We start from the raw sequence: 10,815 nt of genomic DNA, 5'->3' as shown, positions 1-10,815 counted from the left end.
TGGCGTCGTCCGCGGCGGGGCGCTCGGTGGCGTCGTCCGCGGCGGGGCGCTCGGTGGCGTCGTCCGCGGCGGTGGGTGCCGAGCCGTCGGCCGGCCGATCCGGGGATGCCGGCCGGTCCGGCGGGGCCGTCACGTCCGGCGGCGCTCCCGACCGCCAGTCCCGGCTGACCGGTCGCGTGTCGTCGAACTCACCGGACGGCCCGGCGGGCGCCGCGCCGACGGCGGGCGGCGCGCCGTCGTCCGCACCCTCGGGGCGGTAGCGGACGGTCTCGTCGGCCCCGGTAGGGCGCTCGGGTGTTGCGGGGGGCATGCGGGGTTCCTCGGGTCACCGTCGACCGGGGAGCCCCGAGTACGACGGAGCCGCCGGCCCTCGGTCCCGTTCCGGGACGTCGGACACGGCGGCGTCGTCAGGTGTCACAGTTCATCGCGGGCGCGACGATAGCGCCTCGCTCACGTCGTGAGCCGCTGCTCGCCGCCTGTCTCGATGATGTCGACGGCGATGTCGCGGAGCTTGCCCTCGTACTCGCGAGCGTGGTGCCCGCAGAAGACGAGGTCGCTGCCGCTGGCGAGCACGACTCGCACCTTCGCCAGCGCCCCGCAACGGTCGCAGTGGAAGGGAACGACCAGGTCGTCGGCGGCGGGGGTCGTCGTCAGCGTCGGGGTCATCTCGGTCATCACTCGCTCTCTACCGCACGGACCCGCGGCTGCGGATCGGCCTCCTGCACAGCGCCAGGATGACCCCTCGTGTTCCCGATCCGGCCGGTGTGACCCAGGACTCGCCGGAGGCGGTGAGGCCGGGACACCAGTGGCTGGTGGTGGAGCGGGCTTGCAGGGGACGTCACTGGGTCGTACTGGTCGGGGGTCGGATGGACGGTGCTCGTACTGCTGTTTCTCTCGCCGGCCACCGGCCGGATGTGGGTCCGCTGCACTTTTTGACGGCTCCAACGCTACGCCGTCTACCCGACCGTGGACGCCGTACACCGTCCGTCCCCCGCTTGAGGGTGAGATCGTGACCATCCCGAGATGACGCCGTGACGACGCGGGGCCGGGACGGCATGGCGGTCCTCCGGACGGGACGACGTCGCGAGCCGGACCTGCGGGCCCTACGGCCCTCGTGGACCGGATCGGGTGCGGGCAGGCTCGCCTCGCCACGGGGATCCGACCGGTGCGGGGTGCGCCATGGCTGTGCGGCGATCCGGGGCACCGCAGCCCAGCGGAGGCATCGCCGTCGTCGGGGGAGGGCCGGCGGGGCTCCTGGCCGCGATCGCGCTGGCCCGCCGCGGCATCCCGACGACGGTCTTCGAGCGGGACGGTGATCCCCGGACGAGCCCGCGCTTCGACCCCGACCGCTCCTACACGATCGACATCACCGGGCACGGCCACCGGGCTCTCCAGCACGTCGACGCGACCCGGTTCTTCGACCGGCGGCTGCTGCCCTTCCGCGGCATCCAGCACGCCGGACGGGTGGTCGAGCACTGGCGGGAACCCGGCTGGACCGGGTCGCGCGGCGACATCGTGCGAGCGCTCACCGATGCCGTCGAGCACACCGCCGAGGGCCGGGTGCAGGTCCACCACGGCCGCCGGGTCGGATCCGTCGACGTGGCCACCGGGGAGGTGGCCTGGGGTCCGGCCGGGGACCCGGCCACGACGCGCCGTTTCGGCCTCGTGGTCGGCGCCGACGGCGCGGGCTCCGTCGTGCGCCGGGCCATGCAGGAGCAGGTGCCCGGCTTCGTCGTGCGGCGGACGGAGCTGCCGAACCACCTGACCATGGTCGAGCTGGACCGGCTCTCCGACCAGCTCGACCCGCACTTCCTGCAGGCGCTGGCCACCCGGCCGTTCTGCGTGGCGGGGGCGATCCGGGCCGACCAGGACGGCGGCCCGCCGCGCTGGTTCTGCGCGGTCGGCACCCGCCACGAGCTCCGGTTCGCCTCCCCGGACGACGCGCGTGCGTGGCTGCGCCGGCACTGCCCACGGGTCCTGGACCTGGCCTCCCCGGACGCCGTCGCGGCCTTCGCCCGCCGCCGGTGCTACCACGTCGGCCAAAAGCTGACCTGCTCGGCGCTGTCCGCCGGCAGGTGCGTGCTCATCGGCGACGCGGCCGGGCCGTTCCCGCCGATCGGCCAAGGCGTCAACGCCGCCCTGGAGTCGGCGATGGTGCTCGACCGGTGCCTCGAGCGGGCCGGTGCCACCCCGGAGGGGTGCCTGGCCGCCGCGGCCCTCTACGACCGCGCCTGGGGACCCGAGGTGGAGGCCGTCTCCTGGATCAGCACGAAGATGCTGTTCGAGAACCGGCTCCACATGCTGCGCGCCGACGTCACGATGCGCCTCGGCCTGAACGTGGTCGGCCAGGCGAAGGACGGGGCGACCCCCTGGTCGGTCGTCGCGGGGCGGGCGCGGCGGCTCGGTCCGCTGTGGTGGTGAACCGGGTCGGCACGCGCCGCGGCGCAGGCCACCGGGCCGGGGCGGACGGCCCTGTCGGGTCGGGGACGGCGGTCCGATACTGGCCCCCGTGGTCCGGCCAGCCGTGCGGCAGGAGCGCGCGTTCGTCGGTCGCCAGGGGGAGCTCGACGTCCTGGCCGATCTGGTCGACGGCGACGCCGGGCGCGTGGGGTACGTGCACGGCATCGCCGGGGTCGGCAAGTCGGCGCTGCTGCGCCGGTTCCTCCGGTCGGCGCGGAACTCGGGCACCAGCGTGGTCGAGCTCGACTGCCGGACCGTGGAGCCTACCGAGCGCGGCGTGCTGGCGGCCACCGGCGGCTTCGGGAACGTCGCCGAGCTGCTGACCCACCTCGCCCTGCTGCCCCGGCCCGTGGTGCTGGCGCTCGACCACTGCGAGGCGTTCCGGCTGATGGACACCTGGCTGCGGCAGGTGCTGGCCCCCGCGCTGCCCGACGGCGTCGCACTGCTCCTGGCCGGCCGCACGCCTCCGCTGTCCGGCTGGTTCGCGGTGGAGGGGTTCTGCAGCCTGCCGCTCGAACCGCTGGACGAGCCGGACGCCCTGGAGCTGCTGGACCGCCTCGGTGTGCCGCCCGGTGAGGCCGTCCGGGTGAACCGGGTCGCGCGGGGGCACCCGCTCGCGCTGGTCCTCGCCTCCGCCGGGATCGCCGAGCACCCGCACCTGGCCCTCGAGGACGCGGCGATGGCGCGGGTCGTCGACGAGCTCGCCCGCTCCTACCTCGACGGCGGGGACGACGCGCTCGCCCGCCGCGCGCTGGAGGCGGCCTCGGTCGTCCGCCGGGCGACCGGTCCGGTGCTGTCCGCGATGCTCCCCGACGCCGACGGGGACGACGCGGTCGACCGGCTGCTGGGCCAGCCTTTCGTCGACAGCTGCCGGGACGGTCTCGTCGTCCACGAGGCCGTGAAGAACGCCGTCGCCGACTTCCTGCGCGGCGCGCACCCCCGCCGGTACCTCGGCTACCGCCGGGCGGCCTGGCGGGAGCTGCGGGCCCAGGCCCGGGAGGCACCCGCCCGGGAGCTGTGGCGCTACACGGCCGACATGCTCTACCTGATCGACAACCCGGTCGTCCGGGAGGCCTTCTTCCCCAGCGGCACGCAGCCGATGGCGGTCGAGCCGGCCCGTCCCCGGGACCTCGCGGCCATCCGGTCGATCGCACGCCGGCACGACGGTCCCGAGTCCGTCGCCGTGCTCGAGCGGTGGTGGGACGCCGCGCCGGACTGCTTCTCCGTCGTGCGCGACCGCATCGGAGCGGTCGCCGGCTTCTTCCTCCTGCTCGGCGACCACCTCCGCCGGACGACGGTCCCCGGTGACGTCGTCACGGACGCGTGGGTCCGCCACCTGCGCGACCACCCGCTGCCCCGCGGGCAGGTGGCCCTCGGGCTGCGACGGTGGCTGGACGCCGCGCACGGCGAATCGCCGTGCGCCGCGCAGGCCGCCTGCTGGCTCGACGTCAAGCGCACCTACCTGGCGCTGCGTCCGGCGCTGCGACGGATGTTCGTGGTGGTCCGCGACGTGGCGACGTACTGGCCGGTGGTCGAGGAGCTGGGCTTCCGCCCGCTGCCGCAGGAGCCCGTGGAGCTGGACGGCGCGCGCTACGGCAGCGTGGTGCTGGACTTCGGCCCGGACTCGGTCGACGGCTGGCTGGCCTCGCTCGTGGGCGCGCAGCTGGGGCTGCAGCGGGGCGACGGGCTCGACGAGGACAGCCGCGAGCTGACCGTGCAGGGCAGCCCGCGGGTCCTCACGCCGCTGGAGTTGGGTCTCTTCCGCCACCTGCGCGACCGGGCCGGCCGGCCGGTCGGCCGGGCGGAGCTGCTCCGGGAGGTCTGGGGTACGCGGTACACCGGCGGCAGCAACGTCGTGGACGCCGTGGTGCGCACCCTGCGGGTCAAGCTCGGTCCGGCGGCCGACGTCGTGGAGACCGTTCGGGGCGCCGGCTACCGGCTGCGCGCGGACTGGTGCGACCACCTGGGCTGACGGTCCCGGGCGGGCGCGCGCGATCTCACCGAAGTCTCATCCGCGGCTCATCCACCCGGGGCGGCGCCGCCCTAGCGTCGGTGCCCCGCGAACAGGCGGGGATCCCGAGCGTCCGGGAGGCGGAGATGGAACACGGGATCGCGACCGGCTCGAAGGTGCTCGTCCTCGGCCTCGGCGCGCTGCTCGCCCCGGTGCTGCTGTCCGGGGTCGCCCACGCGGATCCCGAGCGCCGGCTGTGGATGCAGTCGGAGCCGATCCCGCCGGCCAGCCCCGGCGCGGTGACCTCCGAACTCGTGGCGCGGGGCGCCGCGGGCGAGCTCCGCATCGACGACGCGGCGACCGGCGTCCGCCTGCACGCCGACGGCCCGATGGACGTGGCGCTGGTCAGGGCCACCCTGGCGCCGCAGAGCTCCACGCCCTGGCACGAGCACCTCGGGCCGTCGATGGTGGTCGTGACCGGAGGAGAGCTGCGCCTGGTCGCCCCCGAGCACGGCGACGGCCACGGGTGCGACTCGGAGACCTTCGGGGCCGGGGACACGTTCGGCCACCCGGCGAGCACGCACCTGTTCGCCAACCACGGCACCGGACCGGCCGAGTTCTACATCGTCTACCTGGTGCCGCAGGGTGAGAGCCCGGCACCGATCCCGGTCGACGCCCCACGGGGCTGTTGAGCGGACGACGAGGGCCCGGGAGACGCAGGTCTCCCGGGCCCTCGTTCAGTCCAGGTAGTCGCGCAGCACCTGGGAGCGGCTCGGGTGGCGGAGCTTGGACATCGTCTTCGACTCGATCTGCCGGATCCGCTCACGGGTGACCCCGTAGACCTGGCCGATCTCGTCGAGCGTGCGCGGCTGGCCGTCGGTCAGGCCGAAGCGCAGCCGGACGACGCCGGCCTCCCGCTCGGAGAGGGTCTGCAGGACGCTGGTCAGCTGGTCCTGCATGAGGGTGAAGCTTACCGCGTCGACCGCGACCACGGCCTCCGAGTCCTCGATGAAGTCGCCGAGCTGGCTGTCGCCCTCGTCGCCGATGGTCTGGTCGAGGCTGATCGGCTCCCGGGCGTACTGCTGGATCTCCAGCACCTTGTCCGGGGTGATGTCCATCTCCTTGGCCAGCTCCTCCGGGGTGGGCTCGCGGCCCAGGTCCTGGAGCAGCTCGCGCTGGATGCGGCCGAGCTTGTTGATCACCTCGACCATGTGCACCGGGATGCGGATGGTGCGGGCCTGGTCGGCCATGGCGCGGGTGATCGCCTGGCGGATCCACCACGTGGCGTAGGTGGAGAACTTGTAGCCCTTGGTGTAGTCGAACTTCTCCACCGCGCGGATGAGACCCAGGTTGCCCTCCTGGATCAGGTCCAGGAAGGCCATGCCGCGGCCGGTGTAGCGCTTGGCCAGCGAGACCACCAGGCGGAGGTTGGCCTCCAGCAGGTGGTTCTTGGCCCGCTCGCCGTCGCGGACGATCCAGTTGAGGTCGCGCCGCATCTGCGGCGAGATCTTCTGGCCCTCCTCCTCGACCTGGCGCAGCCGCTCGGCGCCGTACAGGCCGGCCTCGATCCGCTTGGCGAGATCGACCTCCTCCTCGGCGTTGAGCAGCGCGACCTTGCCGATCTGCTTGAGGTAGGCGCGGACCGAGTCGGCCGACGCGGTGAGCTCGGCGTCCTTGCGGGCCTGCCGCAGCGCCTCGGACTCCTCCTCGTCGTCCCACTCGAACTCGGCGGCCTCCTCGGTGGCGGCCTCCTCCTCGGCGGCGGCGGCCTCGACCTCGGCCCCGTCGGGGCCGGCGACGACCGTCTCGTCGATCGAGAGGCCCTCGCCGCCGTTGTCGATGACCGCGACGGTCGAGCCCTCGCCGGCGACCGCGGTGAGCACGGTGCCCTCACCGGCGCCCGGGGACGGGGTGATGGTCGGCTTGGTGCCCGCACCCGCACCCCTGGCCGGGGCCTTCTTGCGGGCGGGGCGGGCGGCTCCGGCCGCACCCTTGGCCGCCTCGTCGGGCGCGGCGGCGGGTGGGGGAACCGCGGCGCTGGCCCGGGGGGTGCGGGCACCGGCGGCGACCGTCCTGGCCCGCTGGGTGGTGCTCGCGGCGGCTGCTTCCGGTGCTGGCTGGTCGGCGGGCACTCAGGTTCCTTCCCGTACTGGGTTCGTTCCCCGGGGAGCCGAGTGGCTCCCGGGCAGCGGCTCCGGACGTCGACCGGGGCGGAAGAGGTCCCGTCGTTCGGGCGCGGCGTTTGGCCGGCGGGCGAGCGGGGGATCCCTCCCGGCTGGAGGGCGACGGGCTGGGCACAGCCATTGTAACGACGCGACGCGCCGATTCCATCGTGTTCCGGTTGCAGGCGTCGCCCTGACGAGGAGTTCGTGACGGTGCGTCACGAACGAGGGAGCGGCTCGGTCAGGGTCCGAGGTCCTCGGCGGCGGCGAGGGCGGCGCCGACGATCCCCGCGTCGTTGCGCAGCTCGGCGACGACGACCGGGGTGCGCGTGGACAGCAAGGGCACCCACTTCTGCGCCTTCTTGCTGACCCCGCCGCCGACGATGATCAGGTCCGGCCAGACACCGGCCTCCAGGACGTCGAGGTAGCGGTCGACCCGCTTGGCCCACTCCGGGTAGGAGAGGTCCTCCCGCTCGCGCGCGGCCGCCGACGCCCGGCGCTCGCCGTCCTCGCCGTCGACCTGGATGTGGCCGAACTCGGTGTTGGGGACCAGACGCCCGTCGACGAACAGGGCGCTGCCGATCCCGGTGCCGAACGTGAGCATCATGACGACGCCGTCGCGGTCCCGTCCCGCGCCGTAGCGCATCTCGGCCAGCCCGGCCGCGTCGGCGTCGTTCAACGTGGTCACCGTGCCCGGCACGACCTGCTCGACGCCCTCGGCGACGTTCGTGCCCAGCCAGCTCTTGTCGACGTTGGCCGCGGTGCGCGCGACACCCTTCTTGATCACGCCGGGGAAGGTGACCCCGATCCGCTCCTCCCAGCCGAAGCTGCCGACGACCTCGGCGACCACGGCGTACACCGCCTCCGGCAGGGAGGGCTGCGGCGTGTCGATGCGCACGCGCTCGCCGACCAGCTGCCCGGCGTCCAGGTCGACCGTGCACCCCTTGATGCCGCTGCCGCCGATGTCCACCCCGAAGCTCCGCACCGGGTCAGGCTAGTGACCGCGGCCACGTCCGGGCACGGCCCGGTGCCCCGCACCGCCTCGGGGCGCCGAGCGCCGCCCCTCGGGCAGGATCGGCCCGTGACCCCGATCCCGGAGCCCGCCGCGCTCCTCGACCTCGCCGTCGACACCGCCCGGTCCGCCGCGGAGCTGGTGGCCCGGGGCCGCGCCTCCGCCGCCGAGCGCGTCGGTGTCAAGTCCAGCCCGGTGGACGTCGTCACCGCGGTCGACACCGCCAGCGAGGAGCTCATCGTCGGCCGGTTGCTCGGCGCCCGGCCGGACGACGGCGTCCTGGGGGAGGAGGGAGCGGCCCGGACCGGCACCAGCGGGGTCCGCTGGGTGGTCGACCCCATCGACGGGACGGTCAACTTCCTGTACGGCCAGCCCGCCTACGCGGTGTCCATCGCCGCGGAGGTCGACGGCGTCGCGGTCGCCGGCGCGGTGCTCAACGTGGCCACCGGCGAGCTGTTCACCGCCACCGCCGGTGGCGGCGCCCGGCTGCAGGCGCCCGGTACCGCGGCGGTGCCGCTGACCGGCAGCCGGCCCGGCTCGCTGGACCGGACGCTGGTGGCCACGGGTTTCGGCTACCGGGCCGAGCAGCGTCGCGCCCAGGGCGCCGTGGTGGCGGAGCTGCTGCCGCGCGTGCGCGACATCCGCCGCCTCGGCTGCGCCTCCCTGGACCTGTGCGCCGTCGCCGCCGGCCGGGTCGACGCCTACTACGAGCTGCACCTCAAACCGTGGGACTTCGCCGCCGGCGCGCTCGTGGCCGCCGAGGCGGGGCTGGTCGTCACCGGGTTGCCGGGCCGGCCGTTCGCCGCGCCCATGGCGATCGCGGTCGCGCCCGACGTGGCCGAGGCCTTCGTCGACCTGGTCGCCGGGCTGCACGACGCACCGCAGGGCTGAGCGCCCGGCGGGGAGCCAGCGGTCCGGCCCCCTCAGCAGCCCTCGGCCGGGGCCGGGGCGAGCGCGGCGTCCACCTGGTCGGGGGGCGCGATCCCGGAGAAGTCCGGCCCGAGGACCACGTCGACGACGGCGTCGGCGCGGGTGTCCTCGTAGGTCGTGGCCCCCGGCACGTACGCGGTCATGAACAGCGCGGCGTCGGTGCCGGGCCGGCCGTGCCGGATCTCGCCGGACCCCGTGACCTCCCGGTCGCTGCTGTCGTTGGCCACCTCGACGATGACGAAGCCCCGCTGCTCGAGCTGGCCGGCCACCTCCCCGGCCCGGCCGGCGACGTCGGTGGCGTTGAGGACGCGGACCGACACCGACGCCGGGTCGAGCGCCGGCGGGGGAGCGGGCGCCTCCGAGCAGGCCGCGGCCTCGTCGCGCGTGGCCCGCGCCTCGTCCTGCCGCAGAACGTTCCACCACACGCCCGCGGCGGCCAGGGCCAGCACCAGCAGGAAGATCAGCGGCGGGATGGGCCGCCGGCCGCTCCGGGCACGCACCGGGGGGCGCTCGGTGCGCATCTGCGTCATGGCGGCGCTCCTGGCAGGTCCTGCGGCCCTCGGCGCCGGCGGACCGGAGCCGGCCGGTGCCGCATGCGGTGGGCTGGTGGCCCCGATCCTAGTGGCGGGGGAGTGCCCTAGATCGCACCGTCGGCCAGCGCGGCGCGTCCCCGTTCGACGCAGGGGTCGATCCGGTCGGCGTAGCCGCTGGTGTCCTTGCCGGCCATGGCGCCGGCCGCCGACCGCGCGACGATGCCGGCCACGATCGCGGCGAACTTGAAGTAGGCGAAGCCGACGTACCAGGAGAGATCGGCCAGGTCGGCGCCGCTGCGCCGGGCGTACCGCTCGGCGATCTCCGCGCGGGTGGGGAAGCCGGGCAGCGTCGTCACCTGGCTCAGCGCCCCCGCGCCCTCCTCTCCGGCCTGCGGCCAGTAGACGAACAGCATGCCGAGGTCGGTGAGCGGGTCGCCGAGGGTGGACATCTCCCAGTCGAGCACGGCCCGGACGCCGCCGGGCCGGTCCGGATCGAGCAGGCAGTTGTCCAACCGGTAGTCGCCGTGGACGACGCCGGTCCGCCGGCTGCCCGGCACCGTCTGCGCGAGCCGCGCCGCCAGCGCGTCGAGCGCCGGCCGGTCGCGGTCCCGGGTGGCCTCCCACTGGGTGGTCCAGCGGCGCACCTGGCGGGCGAGGAACCCCTCGGGGCGGCCGAAGTCGGCCAGGCCGACGGCGGCCGGGTCGACCGCGTGCAGCTCGGCCAGGACGTCGACCAGCCCGTCGCCGATCGCCCGCCGCTGCGCCGGCTCGTCGGCGTAACCGGGCGGCAGCTGGTCCACCACGTGCACGCCGACGACCCGCTCCATGACGTAGAACGGCGCCCCGAGCACCGCCGGGTCGGTGCACAGGTGCAGCGTGCGGGGCACCGGCACCGGCGTCGGGCCCAGCGCCGACACGACCCGGTGCTCGCGGGCCATGTCGTGCGCGGTGGCCAGCACCGCGCCGGTGGGCGGACGCCGGAGGATGACCGCGTCGTCGGGCGTGCCGCCGTCCGGGGTGACCACGTAGGTGAGGTTGGACATGCCCGCGGCGATCAGTTCGACGTCGGCCGAGCGCCAGCGCTCGTCGCCGAGCACGGCAGCCAGATAGGGCCCGACGACGGCTGGATCAGCACCGGAGGGGGACGCCACCGCGGCAGGGTAACCTCTGGCGCTCCCCGGCCCGGCCGCGCGACCGCGTCCGGCCGCCGGACGGTCCCGGCGCCGCCCGCGAGGGCGGGCACAAACGGGCGCCGACGGGCGTTGGTGGGGGGCCGGTCCGCATCCGGACCGTCCCCGGACCGCGGGCTGCCGGCATTCGAGCCAACCGGTCGCACCGGCGACCGGCAGGACGAGGGCGCCGCACGGCGCCCGAGTCGTACACGGCGGGCCACGAGCCCGCGAGAACCCCGGAGGAGGGGCACACCCCAATGGCCACCGATTACGACGCCCCGCGCCGCAACGAGGCCGACGAGCTCGGCGAGGACTCGCTCGAGGAGCTCAAGGCGCGGCGGGCCGAGGCGCAGTCCTCGTCGGTCGACGTCGACGAGACCGACTTCAACGAGAACCTCGAACTCCCCGGTGCGGATCTGTCCAACGAGGAGCTGACCGTCCGCGTGCTGCCCAAGCAGGAGGACGAGTTCACCTGCTCCCGCTGCTTCCTGGTGCAGCACCGCAGCCGGCTCGCCGCCACCCGCGGCGACCAGATGTACTGCCGCGACTGCGCGGCCTAGGAGAAGGACCCCCCTTCCCCCCACGCCTCGCATGC

10 protein-coding genes and 1 pseudogene are annotated in these 10,815 nt (G+C 75.0%); 5 read left to right on the top strand and 6 right to left on the bottom strand.

The window, feature by feature from the left end; translation table 11 throughout:
- Together OF117_RS01845 and OF117_RS01840 are read right to left on the bottom strand one after the other, a co-directional pair.
- Positions 1–310, bottom strand: a pseudogene (locus OF117_RS01845) (hypothetical protein); the annotation flags it as partial.
- A 140-nt stretch (positions 311–450) separates the two neighbouring features.
- Positions 451–675 (bottom strand): hypothetical protein, encoded by a 225-nt coding sequence (locus tag OF117_RS01840; protein WP_263551084.1) that lies wholly within the window; start codon positions 673–675, stop codon positions 451–453.
- A gap of 504 nt (positions 676–1,179) precedes the next feature.
- Here OF117_RS01840 and OF117_RS01835 point away from each other — a divergent pair.
- The 3 genes from OF117_RS01835 (at position 1,180) to OF117_RS01825 (ending at position 5,103) form a co-directional block, all read left to right on the top strand.
- On the top strand, positions 1,180–2,421 hold the full coding sequence (locus OF117_RS01835; RefSeq protein WP_263551083.1) for an FAD-dependent oxidoreductase: 1,242 nt from the start codon (positions 1,180–1,182) through the stop codon (positions 2,419–2,421).
- Between the two features lie 88 nt (positions 2,422–2,509).
- On the top strand, positions 2,510–4,432 hold the full coding sequence (locus OF117_RS01830) for a winged helix-turn-helix domain-containing protein (RefSeq protein WP_263551082.1): 1,923 nt from the start codon (positions 2,510–2,512) through the stop codon (positions 4,430–4,432).
- Positions 4,433–4,557: 125 nt separating this feature from the next.
- On the top strand, positions 4,558–5,103 hold the full coding sequence (locus tag OF117_RS01825; RefSeq protein ID WP_263551081.1) for a hypothetical protein: 546 nt from the start codon (positions 4,558–4,560) through the stop codon (positions 5,101–5,103).
- 45 nt (positions 5,104–5,148) lie between these two features.
- On the opposite strand, the gene OF117_RS01820 is transcribed toward OF117_RS01825, so the two are convergent.
- Both OF117_RS01820 and ppgK read right to left on the bottom strand, forming a co-directional pair.
- Positions 5,149–6,543, bottom strand: a complete 1,395-nt coding sequence (locus tag OF117_RS01820; protein ID WP_318014206.1) for an RNA polymerase sigma factor — start codon at positions 6,541–6,543, stop codon at positions 5,149–5,151.
- Between the two features lie 271 nt (positions 6,544–6,814).
- Complete coding sequence (gene ppgK, locus OF117_RS01815; RefSeq protein WP_263551080.1) at positions 6,815–7,558, bottom strand: polyphosphate--glucose phosphotransferase; 744 nt, start codon at positions 7,556–7,558, stop codon at positions 6,815–6,817.
- A gap of 96 nt (positions 7,559–7,654) precedes the next feature.
- Between ppgK and OF117_RS01810 the strand changes: the two genes are divergently transcribed.
- Complete coding sequence (locus OF117_RS01810; RefSeq protein WP_263551079.1) at positions 7,655–8,476, top strand: inositol monophosphatase family protein; 822 nt, start codon at positions 7,655–7,657, stop codon at positions 8,474–8,476.
- A 32-nt stretch (positions 8,477–8,508) separates the two neighbouring features.
- On the opposite strand, the gene OF117_RS01805 is transcribed toward OF117_RS01810, so the two are convergent.
- Positions 8,509–9,045: a LytR C-terminal domain-containing protein gene (locus OF117_RS01805; protein ID WP_263551078.1), complete on the bottom strand. Its 537-nt coding sequence runs from the start codon at positions 9,043–9,045 to the stop codon at positions 8,509–8,511.
- A 107-nt stretch (positions 9,046–9,152) separates the two neighbouring features.
- On the bottom strand, positions 9,153–10,199 hold the full coding sequence (locus tag OF117_RS01800) for a phosphotransferase family protein (protein ID WP_263551077.1): 1,047 nt from the start codon (positions 10,197–10,199) through the stop codon (positions 9,153–9,155).
- Positions 10,200–10,477: 278 nt separating this feature from the next.
- On the opposite strand from OF117_RS01800, the gene OF117_RS01795 reads away from it, so the two are divergent.
- Positions 10,478–10,780 (top strand): DUF4193 domain-containing protein, encoded by a 303-nt coding sequence (locus tag OF117_RS01795; RefSeq protein WP_263551076.1) that lies wholly within the window; start codon positions 10,478–10,480, stop codon positions 10,778–10,780.
- The last annotated feature ends 35 nt before the right edge of the window (positions 10,781–10,815 follow it).

It is taken from the genome of Geodermatophilus sp. YIM 151500 (assembly GCF_025716945.1).
Lineage (GTDB): Bacteria > Actinomycetota > Actinomycetes > Mycobacteriales > Geodermatophilaceae > YIM-151500.
The sequence above is the reverse complement of the archived record's forward strand: the minus strand, read 5'-3'. Positions and strand labels throughout refer to the sequence as shown.